Source organism: Caballeronia sp. LZ062, from assembly GCF_031450785.1.
In the GTDB taxonomy this organism is placed as follows: Bacteria; Pseudomonadota; Gammaproteobacteria; order Burkholderiales; family Burkholderiaceae; genus Caballeronia.
In genome coordinates, this window is record NZ_JARTWB010000002.1 from 1,205,674 (window position 1) to 1,222,603 (window position 16,930).

Here is a 16,930-nt window from a genome sequence, read left to right on the forward strand (position 1 = left end):
CACCGCCCGCCGCCGCCCGCAAAAGTGCGCGCATTTTAGCCCCTAATCGCCTGCGGCGGCACCTGATAAAACCATACGCGCGCAAGGACGCCGGGCCGAAAGCGTGCGGTAATGTCAATATTGATGGCAGTCGTTCCCCGCCACCTGGCGCTCGTTCGCAACGCCGGGAAGAGCGGCGCGTGCCGAGACGGCGGACACCGCCAGCCGCGGGGAACGGTCAGCGGAACAGTCGTTGCTTATCTCTCCCGCGTGCGTCGCGGAAAAGCGTCGCCGTCGTAACCGTCACGCACGCTGCCATGGCGGCCTCGGGAGCCGCCCGAGCGCGCCGTTGCACCGCACTCCGAGGCCACCGTCTGCATGAACACCAACCCGTCCGCGCTTGCCCAACTCTCCGCCTCGAAGTCCGACGCACCTTCCCGCCCCGACACGCGCGAGGTGCCGCCCCGGCGGCCGCGCGGCCGCTGGTACTCGTTCGCGGGTGCCGGCGCGCTCGTCGCCGTCGGCTACATGGACCCGGGCAACTGGGCGACGGCACTGTCGAGCGGCGCACGCTACGGCTATCAGTTGCTCTTCGTGGTGCTGCTCGCGAGCCTGATGGGCATGTTGCTCCAGTGGGTCGCTTCTCGCGTGGGCGTCGTGACCGGGCGCGATCTCGCGCAACTGTGCCGCGAACGCTACAGCCGCCGCACGACGCTCGTGCTGTGGGTTGCGTGCGAGGTCGCGATCATCGCGTGCGATGTCGCCGAAGTGGTCGGCAGCGCGGTCGCATTGCAGATGCTTTTGGGCGTCTCCCTGACGGCGGGCGTGCTGATCTCGGCGGTCGGCACCTTCGCGATGCTCGCGCTGCAAAGCCGCGGCAAACGCCCCCTGCAACGCGCCGTCACCGCGCTGATTTTGTTCGTGAGCTTGTGCTTCGTCATTCAGCTCGTGCTCGCGCATCCGGCGTGGCACGAAGCGCTTGCGGGCTTCGCACCGCCGCGCGCTCTCGTGCGCGATGCCGGCATGCTCTGGCTCGCCGCCGGCGTGCTCGGCGCCACCGTCATGCCGCACAACCTTTACCTGCACTCGTCGCTCGTGCGCGATCACGCGCCGTCGGGCGACGACGAAGCCATCGGCGATGCGCTCTCCGGCGTGAATATCGACACGTTTGCGTCGCTCGCCATCGCGTTCATCGTCAACGCGTCGCTGCTGATCGTGGCGGCAGCCGTTTTCCACGCGGCGGGCCACGCCGAAGTCGACGATCTCGCCGACGCGCATCGGCTCATCGCGCCGCTCGTCGGCAGTCACTGGGCCGGCATCACGTTCGCGGCCGCGCTGCTCGCGTGCGGCCTCAATGCGACGGTCACGGGCACGCTCGCCGGACAGGCCGTGATGGAAGGCTTCCTGAACCTGAAAGTGGCGCGCTGGGCGCGTGCGCTGCTCACGCGCGCCCTGGCGATCGGGCCCGCGCTCGTGGCGGTCGCGAGCTTCGGTCAGCACGGCTCGAACGCGCTGCTCGTCGCCACGCAGGTCGTGTTGAGCCTGCAACTGCCGCTCGCGGTGATCCCGCTCGTGCGTTTCGCCTCCGATGCGGGGCTGATGGGCCGCTGGCGCGTCGCGCGGGTGCCGCTCGCGCTGTCGTGGGGCTGCGCGGGCGCCATCGTCGCGCTCAATGCCGCGATGCTCTGGCAGGCGGCCACGGGCCATTGACGCTGGCCATGCGGGCAAGATCGGCGTCATCCAGTTAGGATCGAAGGTTCTTGCGCTTTGACGGACGCGGTCTGCGCGCCGTCCGGCGCTCCCTTTCCCCCTCTTAGCCGAACAGGATGCCGACTACATGGCTTCAGGCCCGCGATCGCTTGCAATCCGCATCAACGTCGAAACCCGCCGCCGCGCTCTGCGGTGGTCCTGCCTTGCGTCGGGTCTCCTGCTAGGCACCGCGGCGCACGCGACCGTTGCCGTGCTGCAACCGGCGCGCGAAGCGGCGGCGGCTCAGCCGCTCGAACTGACCCTGCTCTACACCGACGACGACAACAAGCCGCTCACCGTGGACGTGCCGAAGGAACTCACCGTGCGCCTGACCAACGGCGACCTGCCGCCCGCGCCGCTGACGCTTGCACGCGATCCGAAGACGCCCGATCGTCTGCGGCTCGCGCCGGGGCAATATCGGCGGGTGCGATTTTCGGCGGCGTGGCCCGATTCGGCTCGAGGCACGGTGAAGATCGATCCGGTCGGCTTCGATGCCTCGCCGATGCTCGTCACGCTGAATCGGGGAGCGGATCAAACGCAGGTGGCCGCGGCCGAGCAGCGCGAGACGCAAGCGGCGACGCCGGCGCAGCTTGCCAGCGCGACGGCCGTGGCGCACACGTCCGACGTGCCGACCACGACGAACGACACGATGCTCTCCGGCCGCTTCTCGACCTTCGAGCCGATTTACTTCGCCGACGGACGCAACGGCGACAACCTCGCGAAGTTCCAGTTCAGCTTCAAGTACCGGCTGCATTTGCCCGACGATCCGCGCTCACGCGGCTTTCTCGACAACCTGTATTTCGCGTACACGCAGACGTCGATCTGGAATCTTTCCGCGCCGTCCGCGCCTTTCCGCGATACGAGCTATCAGCCGCAGCTTTTCTATTACGTGCAGGACACCGGCTGGAAGAGCCCGCTCTTCACGCGCATGGGCGTCGCGGCGGGCATCGGGCATGAGTCGAACGGGCGAAGCGGCGCCGAGTCGCGCGCGATCAACATCGCGTTCGTGCGCCCGACGTGGGATTTCGGCGACGTGAACAGCAATCACCTGACGCTGTCGCCGAAGTTCTACTACTACCTGTCGAAAAGCGGCAACGAAGATATCGCGGATTATCGCGGCTACGTGGATTTCCTCGTGAAATACGGCAGCCCGGATAGCTGGCAACTCGCGACGACACTGCGCAAGGGCACGAAGCACTGGTACGGCAGCGTCGAGTCGCAACTGACGTATCCGCTTGCGAAACTGATCGGCAGTGCGTGGGGCGGCTATGTCTTCGCGAGCTATTTCAACGGCTACGGCGAGGACATTCTGGACTACAACCAGCGGCATCACTGGATTGCGCGGATAGGCTACAGTATTGCCCGTTGACTCTTTCCCCGACCATTCCGTTCATGTCTTCGATCCTTCACGACCTTCCCGACAGCCCTTGCATCGGCGTGTGCTCCACGCTTTTCGACGAAGTCTGCAAGGGGTGTGGCCGCACGGCAGGCGAAGTGTCGAACTGGGTATTTCTGAGCGACGAGGAGAAGCGCGCGATTTGGGAGCGGATCACGCGCGAGGGAACGGCAATGCGGTTCCGGAACGACAACCTGTGAGTGTTGGCCGGTTGGCCGAGTTGATTACGCGGCTGGCGCTGCTCAACATGCGATGGGCGGACCCAGAAAGCGGCATCCGCCTCCGTCATGGCGAAACCTGGGATGGGCTGCCGATGCGAGGTTTGCCGGTTACCTGACACAACAAAACCGGCGCCTGCAAACGAAAAAAGCCGCGAACGCGGCTTTTTTCTCTTCTGCGGCTGACCTCTCCGACTTACTGAATTCCCTGGCTCGCCAGGAAATCCTCGTAGTTCCCGCCGAAGTCCCGCAGCGTGCCATCCGTCTTTACTTCGATGATCCGGTTCGCCAGCCCGCTCACGAATTCGCGGTCATGCGACACGAAAACGAGCGTGCCCTCGTACTTGTCCAGCGCGATCTGCAGCGACTCGATCGACTCCATGTCCATGTGGTTGGTCGGCTCGTCCATCAAGAGCACGTTGTGGCGGCCCAGCATGAGCTTGCCCCAGATCATGCGGCCCTTTTCGCCGCCCGACAGCACCTTCACGTTCTTCTTGATGTCGTCCGCATTGAACAGCAGACGGCCGAGCGTGCCGCGCACCATTTGTTCGTCGTCGCCTTCCTGACGGTATTGGTCCACCCATTCGGTCAGCGTCTCGTCCTTCGGGAACTCTTCGTACGTGTCCTGCGGCATGTAGCCGACGTTCGCGTTCTCCGCCCACTTGATCGTGCCGCCGTCGAGTTGCAGCGCGCCCTTCAGCGCCTTGAGCAGCGTGGTCTTGCCCGCGCCGTTCTCGCCGATGATCGCAATGCGTTCGCCCGGCTGCACGCTCAAGTTGAAGTTCTGGAAGATGGTGCGGTCGTACTTCTTCGTGATGCCTTCGGCCACCACCGCGATGTTATGCAGCTTTTTCTCGAAGTCGAAGCGGATGAACGGGTTCTGCCGCGACGACGGCTTGAATTCCTCGATCTTGATCTTGTCGATCATCTTCAGGCGGCTGGTGGCCTGGCGCGCCTTCGACTTGTTGGCCGAGAAGCGGCGCACGAAATCCTGCAAGTCCGCCACGCGTTCCTTCGCCTTGGCGTTCGCGGCCTGCTGGCGCTCGCGGGCCTGCGTGCTCGCGAGCATGTAGTCGTCGTAGTTGCCCGGCCAGATCTTCAGCGTGCCGTAGTCCATGTCCGCCATGTGAGTGCAGACCTGGTTCAGGAAGTGCCGATCGTGCGAGATGATGATCATCGTCGAGTTGTACTGGTTGAGCACGTCTTCCAGCCAACGGATCGAGTTGATGTCCAGGTTGTTGGTCGGCTCGTCCAGCAGCAGCACGTCAGGCTTCGAGAAAAGCGCCTGCGCGAGCAGCACGCGCAGCTTCCAACCCGGCGCGATGTTGCTCATCGGCCCGTTGTGGTCGGCGATATTGATGCCGATACCGAGCAGCAGTTCGCCCGCGCGTGCTTCGGCGGTGTAGCCGTCGTATTCCGCGAACTTCGCTTCAAGTTCGGCGGCGCGCATGTAGTCGTCGTCGGTGGCGTCCGGGTTCGCGTAGATCGCGTCGCGCTCGGTCATGGCGGCCCACATCTCGGTGTGGCCCATCATGACGACGTCGAGCACGCGCATGTCTTCGTAGGCGAACTGGTCCTGACGCAGCTTGCCGAGACGCACGTTCGGCTCCAGCATGACGTTGCCGGACGAGGGTTCGAGATCGCCGCCCAGAATCTTCATGAACGTCGACTTGCCGCAGCCGTTCGCCCCGATCAGGCCATAGCGATTGCCTTCGCCGAACTTGACCGAGATGTTCTCGAAGAGGGGCTTGGGCCCGAATTGCATGGTGATATTGGCGGTAGACAGCACGGCGCGTCCTTTCGAATGGAGTACGGCGAAAAACCTGAGATTTTAGCAGCTTTTGACGGCTTTTTCGCCGTCTGACGCCTTTGTCCGGGCGGTTGTCCGGTCTGGCGACCGGCAAAAATGCCCGCGATGCGCGCGCCGAAAGCGCCGCGGGGGCGCGGCCCCCGTTCAGGCCGCGCCCCCGCGCGTCGTGTGGCTCCCGAAACTCAGGTCCGCTCGGCGATATAAGCCTTCACGACGGCCGCATCGGCAGGAACGATATCGAACCTTTGTGGCAGTTTTTCAAGTCCCACGAAGGCCGCCGGGCGCTCGGGCTCGCGTTCGAGCGCCTCGCGGATGGTTTCGCCGAATTTGATCGGCTGCGCCGTTTCGAGGACGATCATCGGCACGCCGGGCTTGAGATTCTCGCGGGCGACCTTCACGCCGTCCGCCGTGTGCGTGTCGATCATCGTGTCGTAACGCTCGAAGACATCGCGAATGGTCCGCACGCGGTCGTCGTGGCCGCTCTTGCCCGACACGAAGCCGAACTGCTTCACGCGCGCGAAGTCGCCACTCGCCGCGAGATCGAAGCCGCCCTGCTCTTCGACATCGCGGAAAAGCTGCACGACGCGCGCCGGATCGCGACCGAGCAGGTCGTACACGAAACGCTCGAAGTTCGACGCCTTCGAAATGTCCATGCTCGGCGACGTCGTGTGATACGTCTCCGCCGCCCCGCGCACGCGGTACACGCCGGTCCGGAAGAACTCGTCGAGCACGTCGTTTTCGTTCGTCGCGACGACGAGCTGATCGATCGGCAGGCCCATCATGCGCGCGATGTGCCCCGCGCACACATTGCCGAAGTTGCCGGACGGCACGGTGAAGGACACGCGCTCGTCATTGCTCTTCGTCGCGGCAAAATAGCCCTTGAAGTAGTAGACGACCTGCGCCACGACGCGCGCCCAGTTGATCGAATTGACCGTGCCGATCTTGTGCTTCGCCTTGAAGGCGTGATCGTTCGATACGGCTTTCACGATGTCCTGGCAGTGGTCGAAATTGCCTTCTACCGCCAGATTGAAGATGTTCGGATCTTGCAGCGAGAACATCTGCGCGGTCTGGAACGCGCTCATTTTCTTGTGCGGCGACAGCATGAAGACACGCACGCCGGTCTTGCCGCGCATCGCGTATTCGGCGGCGCTGCCGGTATCGCCCGACGTCGCGCCGAGGATGTTCAGTTCCTCGCCGTGCTTGGCCAATGCGTACTCGAACAGATTGCCGAGCAGTTGCATCGCCATGTCCTTGAACGCGAGCGTCGGACCGTTCGACAGCTCCAGCAACGAAAGCGGCGCGCCGTTTTCCACGCCGAGCGTCTTGAGCGGCGTGATCTGGGACGCGCTTTCCTCGTGACGCACGTTGCTGTAGACCTGCGCCGTGTACGTCTTGCGCGTGAGCGAGCGCAGGTCGTCGGCGGGAATGTCGTCGCTGAATTTCGACAGCACTTCGAACGCGAGATCCGCGTACGACAGCGTGCGCCAGCGCGCGAGTTCATCGGCCGATACGCGCGGATACTCCGCCGGCAGATACAGGCCGCCGTCCTTCGCGAGCCCGCCGAGCAGGATGTCGGAAAACGTGTGGCGCTCGCCGGTGCCAGCGCCGCGCGTCGAAATGTAGTTCATGTCGCTTTCCTGCGCTTAATTGAGGGCTGCGATGCGCAGCTTCGTCACGTTCGAGACCACCGTCGAGAGCGCCTCGATTTCCGCGATGGCCGCGTTCGCGTTCTTTTCCACGGTCTCGTGCGTGATGAGGATGATGTCCGTCTCGCCCGCCTGCGCGCCGTCGACCTGTTGCGATTCCTTTTGCAACAGCGCGTCGATGGAGATGCCCTTGTCCGCCAGAATGCGCGTGATGTCGGCGAGCACGCCCGTGACGTCCGCCACGCGCAGCCGCAGGTAATAGCCGCTCGTGACCTCTTCGATGGGCAGAATCGGCGTGTTCGAAAGACTGTCGGGCTGGAAAGCCAGATGCGGCACGCGATGCTCCGGATCGGCGGTATGGAGGCGCGTGACGTCCACGAGATCGGCGACCACGGCGGAGGCCGTCGGCTCCGCGCCCGCGCCCTTGCCGTAGTAAAGCGTCATGCCGACCGCGTCGCCGTGCACGACGACCGCATTCATCGCGCCTTCGACGTTCGCGAGCAGGCGCTTCTCCGGCACGAGCGTCGGATGCGTGCGCAGCTCGATGCCCTTCTCCGTGCGCCGCGCGATGCCCAGCAGCTTGATGCGATAGCCGAGGTCCTCGGCGTAGCGAATGTCGATGGCCGCGAGCTTGCTGATGCCCTCCACATACGCGCGGTCGAACTGCACCGGCACGCCGAACGCAATCGCGCTCATGATCGTGATCTTGTGCGCGGCGTCGACGCCTTCGATGTCGAAGGTCGGATCGGCTTCGGCGTAGCCCAACTCCTGCGCGGCCGAAAGCGCCGTCGCGAAGTCGATGCCGCGGTCGCGCATCTCGGAAAGAATGTAGTTCGTCGTGCCGTTGATGATGCCCGCAATGGCCTCGATCCGATTCGCGGTCAGCCCCTCTCGCAGCGCCTTGATGATCGGAATGCCGCCTGCCACCGCCGCCTCGAACGCGACCATCACACCCTTCGCGCGTGCCGCTTCGAAAATCTCCGTGCCGTGGACCGCGAGCAGCGCCTTGTTCGCCGTGACCACATGCTTGCCGTTGGCGATTGCGCGCAGCACCAGCTCCCGCGCGAAACCCGTTCCGCCGATCATTTCGCACACGATCGCGATGGAAGGATCGTCGACGACCGCATGGAAGTCGTCGGTGATGTCGACGCCTTCAGCGGCCTTCGCCTTGGCCGGCGTGCGGACCGCGATGCGCGCGATCTCGATGCCGCGGCCCGCGCGTCGTTTGATTTCTTCCTGATTGCGCCGCAGCACCGTGAAAGTGCCGCTGCCTACCGTGCCGAAGCCCAAGAGTCCTACTTTGATCGGTTCCATACTGCGCGAGTCTTATAAAGGGAAATTAAGCGGAGTGCCGTTTGCGATAGCCGTCGAGGAAGCGCGCGATGCGGTTGATCGAATCGGCCAGATCGTCGATGTTCGGCAGGAAGACCACGCGGAAATGGTCCGGCGTCGGCCAGTTGAAGCCGGTGCCTTGCACGAGCAGCACGCGTTCTTCGAGCAGCAGATCGGTGATGAACTGCTGGTCGTCGGCAATCGGGTACATCTTCGGGTCGAGCTTCGGGAACATGTAGAGCGCGGCCTGCGGCTTCACGCAGCTCACGCCCGGAATGGCCGTGAGCATGTCGTAGGCGAGATCGCGCTGCTTGAAAAGCCGCCCGCCCGGCACGATCAGGTCGTTGATGCTCTGGTAGCCGCCGAGCGCCGTCTGAATGGCGTACTGGCCGGGAACGTTCGGGCACAGGCGCATGGACGCGAGAATGCCGAGCCCTTCCAGATAATCTTTCGCGCGGCGACGGTTTTCTTCGATCAGCCCGGAAATCGCCATCCAGCCTGCCCGATAGCCGCACGAGCGATAGCTCTTCGAGAGGCTGTTGAACGTGACCGTGATCACGTCTTCGGAGAGCGCGGCCATCGACGTGTGCGTCTTGCCGTCGTAGATGATCTTGTCGTAGACCTCGTCAGCGAAAATGATGAGACCGTGCTCGCGCGCAATGCCGATCAGTTCGTGCAGCAGTTCGTCCGAGTACAGCGCGCCCGTCGGGTTGTTCGGATTGATGACGACGAGCGCCTTCGTGTTCGGCGTGATCTTCGCGCGGATATCGTCGAGATCCGGCATCCAGCCGTTGCCTTCCTCGCACATGTAATGGCGCGGCGTGCCCGCAGAGAGGCTCACGGCGGCCGTCCACAGCGGATAGTCGGGCGCGGGCAGCAGCACTTCGTCGCCGTCGTTCAGAAGCGCCTGCATGGCCATCACGATCAGTTCGGACGCGCCATTGCCGATAAAAATGTCGTCCAGTTCGACGCCCGCCACGCCCTTTTGCTGCGTGTAGTGCATGATCGCCTTGCGCGCCGCGAACACGCCCTTCGAGTCCGAATAGCCCGACGAGCCGGGCAGATTGCGGATCATGTCCTGAATGATCTCGTCGGGCGCCTCGAAGCCGAACGGCGCCAGATTCCCGATATTCAGCTTGATGATGCGATGCCCTTCTTCTTCGAGGCGCTTCGCGTGTTCGAGCACGGGCCCGCGAATGTCGTAGCAGACGTTTTGCAGCTTATTGGATTTAAGGATGGGTTTCACGGCTAGCGGCTCTTTTGTTGAACGGGCTGTCGGGTTCGCTTATTGTGCGGCTGCTGAAGCGGGCGATTTCGGCGGCTGCCGCGCCGTTCGACGCGCGGCACCGCTCGAAGTATCGACGAAACGGCGGCGAACAGGCAAAGCGGGGTGTTGCGGAGTCGTGCGGCCGACCCAGCCGCTTGATTATGCGCATGGCCGGCGCCGCGATTGACGCCGGGCCAGATAGGGCGAGGGCGCTGCCGGCCGGTTTGCGTGTCGAAGGCGGCTTGTGGCGGCACGCGAGCGCAACGGGCGCCGCAAGCGAACCCGGCGGCCGGAAAGTTATAATTTACTGATTATGGCTCAGTTCCGCAATGCACCATCGTGCACCATCGGCGGGAGCGTTCTGCCCCGCCGAAGGGCCGCGCCGGATCGGGCGCTGGGCGTCAGCCGGAACCGGGCCGCCCCCTCTTTCCTTGCCGGATCATCGTTTTGAAACTTCATCAGGAATCCAGCGGCGCGCTCAACACCATCACGAGCTACGGCGAAGGCTTCGTAGCCGTCAATCTTCAGCGCCACGAAGGCAGCGTGATCGTGGTGCCGGATGCGCCCGTGCAGGACTGGCCCGTCGCCGCGTTCGACGCCCTCACTCCCGAAAATTTCGATGCGCTGGTCGAGGCCGCGCCCGAGGTCGTGATTTTCGGCAGCGGCTCGAAATTGCGCTTCCCGCATCCGCGCCTGACCGCGAATCTGGCGAAGCATCACATCGGCGTCGAGACAATGGACTTCGGCGCGGCCTGCCGCACCTACAACATTCTGATGTCCGAGGGGCGGCGCGTGGCGGCGGCGCTGCTGATCGAAGCCTGAACGCGGATTAAGCGTCCGATAAGCCCGCGTGAGGCACACTCGCGCGGCTTCGACGGCCGGCGCGCACAGTGTCCGTGCGCCAAATTGACGAATCGCGGCTGCCCGTGCGATACACTCCCGCCCGGCGCGCGCCGCGCAGCCGGCTCCCGGGCGCGGCTCCCGGCACGCTTCGCCGTTGCAAGCGAACCCCCGTGCCTGAGCGTCCGGCGCATGAAGCCGCATGTACGGGCCTCGCCACGCGCCCAAGCCATTTCGTTTCACTAGCGCCGCAATTGCGGCATCGGACAGGTCGACTTCATGAACGATACGCCTTCGCGGCTACCGCTCACACGTCTTTCGCTCATTCTTCTCGTCCTCGCGCTCGCGATCATCTGGTTCGCGCCGCTCGGCTGGCGCCATCTGGTGCCGAGCGACGAAGGCCGCTACGCCGAAATGGCGCGCGAGATGTTCGTGACCGGCGACTGGATCACGCCGCGCTACAACGGCTACAAGTATTTCGAGAAGCCGCCGCTGCAAACATGGGCGAACGCGCTGACGTTCGCGTGGTTCGGCATCGGCGAATGGCAGGCGCGGCTCTATACCGCGCTCACCGGCTTCGCGGGCGTGCTGCTCGTCGGCTACACCGGCACGCGCGTGTTCAACGCGATGACCGGTTTCGCCGCCGCCGTGATCCTCGCGACGTGCCCGTACTGGAACCTGATGGGCCACTTCAACACGCTCGACATGGGCCTGTCGTTTTGGATGGAAGTGACGCTGTGCGCGCTGCTGCTCGCGCAGCGCCCCGGCCTGCCCACGCGGCAGGTGCGCCTGTGGATGTGGCTCTGCTGGGCCGCGATGGCCGCCGCCGTGCTCTCGAAGGGTCTGGTCGGGCTGATTCTGCCGGGCGCGGTGCTGGTGCTCTATTCGCTGGTTTCGCGCGACTGGGCGCTGTGGAAGCGGCTCTATATCGGCAGCGGCCTGATCGTGTTCCTCCTCGTCGCCGCGCCGTGGTTCGTGCTGGTGCAAATGAAGAATCCCGAATTCTTCGATTTCTTCTTCATCGTCCAGCAGTTCAAGCGCTATCTGACGCCCGAGCAGAACCGTCCCGGCGCGTTCTATTACTTCGTGCCGGTGCTGATCGTCGGGTTTCTGCCGTGGCTGTCCATTGCGTTTCAGAGCGTGCGCCACGGCATCAAGACGCCGCGCCAGCCGAACGGCTTCGCGCCGGTGACGATGCTGCTCGTCTGGTCCGCGTTCATTTTCGTGTTCTTCAGCGCATCGCATTCCAAGCTCATTTCCTACGTGCTGCCGATTGCGCCGGCCATCGCGCTCGTGTTCGGGCTGTATCTGCCGTCGCTCACGCGCAGCCAGTACCGCCGGCATCTGATCGGCTATGCGGTGCTCCTGATCGCCGCGGCGTTCGGCGCGATTTTCCTCGGCCGGGCCGGCAGTGGGAATACGCCGAACGGGCTGTATCGGGCGTTCCAGATGTGGGTTTACGCCGGACTCGCTGTAGCGTTTGTCGTGACCATCGTCGGGCTTTGGCTGAACCGCCGCAGCGTGCTAGCGGGCGCGGCGGGTCTCGGCGCTGCGTGGCTGCTGCTCGGCACGATCGCCGGAACCGGCCACGACGTCTTCGGCACCGACAGCTCGGGCGTGAAGCTCGTGCCCGCCGTGAAGGCCGCGATGGCCAAGCTGCCGCCCGACACGCCGTTCTATTCGATCGCCAAGCTCGATCACACGATGCCCTTCTACCTCGGCCATACGATGATCATGGTGAAGGAAGCCGACGAACTGAACTTCGGCGTCCATGCTGAACCGCAAAAGTGGCTGCCGACCCTCGACGACTGGATCAGGCAGTGGGACGCCGACCGTTACGCGCTTGCGCTGCTGCCGCCGTCGCGCTATGACGAAATGCTCGCGCGCCATGTGCCGATGCAGGTCATCGCCCGGGACGCGCGCCGCGTGATCGTCGAAAAGCCGCAGCCCTGAACACGCGCGGCGCCCCCGCCGAAGTGCCGCCGGCGCACGGCCGTGCGGCATCCGGCGGCGAACCGAGTATCCTTATTCTTCATCGATGAACCCGATTTCCTTCACTTGCATCGTCATCGGCGTATTGTTGAATGCTTGCGCCCAATTGCTGCTCAAGGCGGGCGTGAATGCCGTCGGCCATTTCGACATGACGCCGGCGAACATTCTGCCGGTCGGTTTCAGGATCGCGACGCAGTGGCCTATCATCGGCGGCCTCGCGTGTTACGTGGTGAGCGTGGTCGTGTGGATCGTCGGGCTATCGCGCGTGGACGTGTCGCTCGCTTATCCGATGCTCTCGCTCGGCTACGTCGTCAACGCCTTCGCGGCATGGTATTTGTTCGGCGAAGTACTGTCGGTGCAGCGGCTCGTGGGCATCGGCATCATTCTCGTCGGCGTGGCCGTGCTGGCGCGCGGCTGACCCCAATTCTCTTCACCCTCTTTAAGCAAACACTCCATGACTCAGACCTCGCGGCCGTTCCTGCCCTTCGTCAAGCCTGAGATCGACGAGGAGACCATTCAGGGCGTCGTCGACGTGCTGCGCTCCGGCTGGATCACCACCGGCCCTCAGAACCAGCAGTTCGAAGCGGAGCTGTCCGAGTATTTCGGCGGCCGCCCGGTGCGCGCGTTCAATTCCGGCACCTGCACGATGGAAATCGCGCTGCGGATCGCGGGCGTCGGCCCGGGCGACGAGGTCATCACCACGCCGATGACCTGGGTCTCGACCGCGAACGTGATTCTGGAAGTGGGCGCGACGCCGGTTTTCGTCGATATCGACCCGGTCACGCGCAACATGGACCTGAACTTGCTGGAACGCGCGATTACGCCGCGTACCAAGGCGCTCATGCCCGTCTATCTGGCGGGGCTGCCCGTTGACATGGACCGGCTCTACGGGATCGCGCGCGCACACAAGCTGCGCGTGATCGAAGACGCCGCACAGGCGGTCGGCGCGAGCTGGCGCGGCAAGCGCATCGGCTCGTTCGGCGATCTCGTGTCGATCAGCTTCCACGCGAACAAGAACGTGACGTCGATCGAAGGCGGCGCGCTCGTGATGAACAACGAAGAAGAAGCCGAACTCGCGCGCAAGTACCGGCTGCAGGGCATCACGCGCACGGGCTTCGACGGGATGGACTGCGACGTGCTGGGCGGCAAATACAATCTCACGGATGTCGCGGCGCGCGTCGGGCTGGGCTCGCTGCGCCGGATCGAGTCGATCACGGAAAGCCGCCGCGAACTGGCGCGTCTTTACTTCGACGCGTTCGAAGGCGGCGCGGCGGTGCGGCTCGGCGTCGGCCTGCCGGTGCAGAACTTCGCCGACAGCAACTGGCATATGTTCCAGATCGCGCTGCCGCTCGAAAACCTGCGTCTCACGCGAGCGGAGTTCATGGCGCAACTGAAGGAGCGCAACGTCGGCAGCGGCGTGCACTATCCGGCGCTGCATTTGTTCACGCTGTACCGTGAGCGCGGGTACAAAGAAGGCATGTTCCCGCACGCGGAACGTTTCGGCGCGAGCACCGTGACGTTGCCGCTCTTTCCCGGCATGAGCGCGGACGACGTCGCGCATGTCGTGAAGTCCGTCGATGAAATCTGCGAGCAGTATGGACACAATCGTTAAGGAAACGCACAGCCACATGAGTCATACGGATTTTCCGGCGAATTCGCCCGAGGTCTCGGTCATCATTCCGGTGTACAACGAGGAAGACGGTCTCGCCGCCCTCTTCCAGCGTCTGTACCCGGCGCTCGATGCGCTCGGCGCGTCGTATGAAGTCATCTTCATCAACGACGGCAGCCGCGACAAATCGGCCGCGCTCCTCGCGCAGCAGTTCCACGCGCGCCCCGACACCACGCGCGTCATTCTGCTCAACGGCAACTACGGCCAGCACATGGCAATTCTTGCGGGCTTCGAGCAGTCGCGCGGTGAGATCGTTGTGACGCTCGACGCCGACCTGCAGAACCCGCCGGAGGAAATCGGCAAGCTCGTGGCCAAGATGCGCGAGGGCTACGACTACGTCGGCACCATCCGCCAGCAGCGGCAGGACAGCCTGTGGCGCAAGAAAGCGTCGCGCGCGATGAACCGCCTGCGCGAGCGCATCACCAAGATTCGCATGACCGACCAGGGCTGCATGCTGCGCGCGTACAGCCGGCACATCATCGACACGATCAACCGCTGCGGCGAAATCAACACGTTCATTCCGGCGCTCGCGTACACGTTCGCGCAGAACCCGATCGAAGTGGACGTCGCGCACGAGGAACGCTTCGCGGGCGAATCGAAGTACTCGCTCTATAGCCTGATCCGCCTGAACTTCGACCTCGTCACCGGCTTTTCGGTGGTGCCGCTGCAATGGCTGTCGTTCATCGGCGTGATTCTGTCGGTCGGCTCGGCGGGCCTGTTCGTGCTGCTGCTGATTCGCCGCTTCATGTTCGGCGCGGAAGTTCAGGGCGTGTTCACGCTCTTCGCCATCACGTTCTTCATGCTCGGCGTGATCATCTTCGCGCTCGGGCTGCTCGGCGAATACATCGGCCGGATTTATCAGCAGGTGCGCGCGCGTCCGCGTTATCTCGTGCAGACCATTCTCGAACAACGCGACGGGCTGTCCATCGCTAATAAGCCGATGCAGGAAGCCGTGCAGCCGGTGGCGGCTGCCGTGATCGGCCGCGAGGAACCGGGCCGATGAAGCCGCGCGCTGTCGTCTTCGCGTATCACAACGTCGGCATGCGTTGTCTGCAAGTGCTGCTCGCGCGCGGCGTGGACGTCGCGCTCGTCGTCACGCACGAGGACAGCGCGAGCGAGAACATCTGGTTCGGCAGCGTCGCGCAGGTCGCGGCGGAGCGCGGCATCGAAGTGATCACGCCCGCCGATCCGAAAGCGCCGGACGTGCACGAAGCCGTGGCCCAAGCCGCGCCCGATTTCATTTTTTCGTTCTATTACCGGCACATGCTGCCCGTCGCGCTGCTCGCGCTCGCGAAGCGCGGCGCATACAACATGCACGGCTCGCTGCTGCCGAAGTATCGCGGCCGCGTGCCGACGAACTGGGCGGTGCTCAACGGCGAGACCGAAACCGGCGCGACGCTGCACGAAATGGCGGAAAAGCCCGACGCCGGCGCGATCCTCGCCCAAACGCCCGTGCCGATCCTGCCGGACGACACCGCCGCGCAGGTCTTCGATAAAACCGTGGTCGCCGCCGAGCAGACGCTCTGGCGCGTGCTGCCCGCCCTGCTCGCGGGCGAAGCGCCGCATCTGCCGAACGATCTCGCGGCGGGCAGCTACTACGGCGGCCGCAAGCCGGAAGACGGCCGCATCGACTGGACGCAGCCAGGGCAGCGCGTCTACAACCTGATTCGCGCGGTGGCGCCGCCTTATCCGGGCGCGTTCACCGATATCGGCGAGCATCGCTTCATCGTCGCGCGTGCGCGTCTCGTGCCCCAAACGGGCGCGCCCGGCATGCCGCCCGCGCGGCTCGCGGCAATGGCCAGTTTGCCGCCGGGCCTGACGGTGACGGATAATGCGCTGTTTGGCGTCTGCGGCGATGGCCGCGTGATCGCCGTGTACGAGCTGCGGCATCGGCTGCTCGATAGCGCGTCGCAACCTTTGGGCGAAGAACGCACCGTCGATTCCGCCGAATTCGGCCGACTCATTCAATCCTCTCGTCATTCATGAAAAAAGTTCTCATCCTGGGCGTCAACGGCTTTATCGGCCATCACCTGTCCAAGCGCATCCTCGAAACCACCGACTGGGAAGTCTTCGGGATGGACATGCAAACCGATCGTCTGGGCGACCTCGCGAATCACGAGCGGATGCACTTCTTCGAAGGCGACATCACGATCAACAAGGAGTGGGTCGAGTATCACGTGAAGAAGTGCGACGTGATCCTGCCGCTCGTTGCCATCGCCACACCCGCGACCTATGTGAAGCAGCCGCTGCGCGTGTTCGAACTGGACTTCGAGGCGAACCTGCCGATCGTGCGTTCGGCTGTGAAGTACGGCAAGCATCTGGTGTTTCCGTCGACGTCCGAGGTGTACGGCATGTGCACCGACGAGCAGTTCGACCCGGAGAACTCCGTGCTCTCCTACGGCCCCATCAACAAGCCGCGCTGGATCTATGCGTGCTCGAAGCAGCTGATGGACCGCGTGATCTGGGGCTACGGCATGGAGGGGCTCAACTTCACCCTCTTCCGCCCTTTCAACTGGATCGGCCCCGGCCTCGACTCCATCTACACGCCGAAGGAAGGTTCGTCGCGCGTGGTGACGCAGTTCCTCGGCCATATCGTGCGCGGCGAGAACATCAGCCTCGTGGATGGCGGCGCGCAGAAGCGCGCGTTCACGGATATCGACGACGGCATCGGCGCGCTGATGAAGATCATCGAGAACAAGGGCGGCGTGGCGACGGGCAAGATCTATAACATCGGCAATCCGAAGAACAACTTCTCGGTGCGTGAACTGGCGAACAAGATGCTCGCGCTCGCGGGTGAGTTCGCCGAGTACGCGGAGACGGCGAAGCAAGTGCAACTGGTCGAGACGTCGTCGGGCGCGTACTACGGCGCGGGCTATCAGGACGTGCAGAACCGCGTGCCGAAGATCGACAACACCATGCAGGAGCTCGGCTGGGCGCCGCAAGCCACCATGGACGACGCGCTGCGCAAGATTTTCGAGGCGTATCGCGGACAGGTGGGCGAAGCCCGCAAGCTCGTCGAACAGGCATAAGAC

General features: G+C 64.2%; 14 protein-coding genes. 10 read left to right on the top strand and 4 right to left on the bottom strand.

Features of this window, described 5'->3' with window-relative positions:
- The first annotated feature begins 357 nt into the window (after nt 1-357).
- The 3 genes from P9239_RS11690 to P9239_RS11700 all read left to right on the top strand — a co-directional run bounded on the left by P9239_RS11690 (nt 358) and on the right by P9239_RS11700 (nt 3,324).
- Nucleotides 358-1,689 carry an Nramp family divalent metal transporter gene (locus P9239_RS11690; RefSeq protein ID WP_309750899.1) on the top strand — a complete coding sequence of 444 codons (1,332 nt, stop codon included), beginning with the start codon at nt 358-360 and terminating at the stop codon, nt 1,687-1,689.
- A gap of 127 nt (nt 1,690-1,816) precedes the next feature.
- On the top strand, nt 1,817-3,097 hold the full coding sequence (locus P9239_RS11695) for a phospholipase A (protein ID WP_309750901.1): 1,281 nt from the start codon (nt 1,817-1,819) through the stop codon (nt 3,095-3,097).
- A gap of 23 nt (nt 3,098-3,120) precedes the next feature.
- Nucleotides 3,121-3,324: a DUF1289 domain-containing protein gene (locus P9239_RS11700; RefSeq protein ID WP_309750903.1), complete on the top strand. Its 204-nt coding sequence runs from the start codon at nt 3,121-3,123 to the stop codon at nt 3,322-3,324.
- Between the two features lie 214 nt (nt 3,325-3,538).
- On the opposite strand, the gene P9239_RS11705 is transcribed toward P9239_RS11700, so the two are convergent.
- The 4 genes from P9239_RS11705 to P9239_RS11720 all read right to left on the bottom strand — a co-directional run bounded on the left by P9239_RS11705 (nt 3,539) and on the right by P9239_RS11720 (nt 9,376).
- The gene (locus P9239_RS11705) at nt 3,539-5,131 is read right to left on the bottom strand and encodes an ABC-F family ATPase (RefSeq protein ID WP_309750905.1); all 1,593 of its coding nucleotides are present in this window, start codon (nt 5,129-5,131) and stop codon (nt 3,539-3,541) included.
- Between the two features lie 203 nt (nt 5,132-5,334).
- On the bottom strand, nt 5,335-6,780 hold the full coding sequence (gene thrC / locus P9239_RS11710) for a threonine synthase (RefSeq protein WP_309750907.1): 1,446 nt from the start codon (nt 6,778-6,780) through the stop codon (nt 5,335-5,337).
- Nucleotides 6,781-6,795: 15 nt separating this feature from the next.
- Nucleotides 6,796-8,112, bottom strand: a complete 1,317-nt coding sequence (locus tag P9239_RS11715) for a homoserine dehydrogenase (RefSeq protein WP_309750910.1) — start codon at nt 8,110-8,112, stop codon at nt 6,796-6,798.
- A gap of 25 nt (nt 8,113-8,137) precedes the next feature.
- Complete coding sequence (locus P9239_RS11720; RefSeq protein ID WP_309750911.1) at nt 8,138-9,376, bottom strand: pyridoxal phosphate-dependent aminotransferase; 1,239 nt, start codon at nt 9,374-9,376, stop codon at nt 8,138-8,140.
- Nucleotides 9,377-9,844: 468 nt separating this feature from the next.
- On the opposite strand from P9239_RS11720, the gene P9239_RS11725 reads away from it, so the two are divergent.
- The 7 genes from P9239_RS11725 to P9239_RS11755 all read left to right on the top strand — a co-directional run bounded on the left by P9239_RS11725 (nt 9,845) and on the right by P9239_RS11755 (nt 16,927).
- A complete protein-coding gene (locus P9239_RS11725; protein WP_309750914.1) occupies nt 9,845-10,219 on the top strand; it encodes an Mth938-like domain-containing protein in 375 nt (124 codons plus the stop codon).
- Nucleotides 10,220-10,516: 297 nt separating this feature from the next.
- Entirely contained in the window at nt 10,517-12,190 is a 1,674-nt protein-coding gene (locus P9239_RS11730) for a glycosyltransferase family 39 protein (RefSeq protein ID WP_309750916.1), read from the top strand.
- A gap of 85 nt (nt 12,191-12,275) precedes the next feature.
- Nucleotides 12,276-12,647, top strand: a complete 372-nt coding sequence (locus tag P9239_RS11735) for an SMR family transporter (protein ID WP_309750919.1) — start codon at nt 12,276-12,278, stop codon at nt 12,645-12,647.
- Between the two features lie 36 nt (nt 12,648-12,683).
- The gene (locus tag P9239_RS11740; protein WP_309750921.1) at nt 12,684-13,841 is read left to right on the top strand and encodes a DegT/DnrJ/EryC1/StrS aminotransferase family protein; all 1,158 of its coding nucleotides are present in this window, start codon (nt 12,684-12,686) and stop codon (nt 13,839-13,841) included.
- Nucleotides 13,842-13,857: 16 nt separating this feature from the next.
- Nucleotides 13,858-14,901, top strand: coding sequence for a glycosyltransferase (locus P9239_RS11745; RefSeq protein ID WP_309750923.1), 1,044 nt, complete (start codon nt 13,858-13,860; stop codon nt 14,899-14,901).
- Entirely contained in the window at nt 14,898-15,884 is a 987-nt protein-coding gene (locus P9239_RS11750) for a formyltransferase (RefSeq protein ID WP_309750924.1), read from the top strand. Before P9239_RS11745 ends, P9239_RS11750 begins: the two co-directional genes overlap by 4 nt.
- Entirely contained in the window at nt 15,881-16,927 is a 1,047-nt protein-coding gene (locus P9239_RS11755) for a bifunctional UDP-4-keto-pentose/UDP-xylose synthase (protein ID WP_309750925.1), read from the top strand. The genes P9239_RS11750 and P9239_RS11755 overlap by 4 nt, the downstream gene beginning before the upstream one ends.
- Nucleotides 16,928-16,930: the final 3 nt, after the last annotated feature.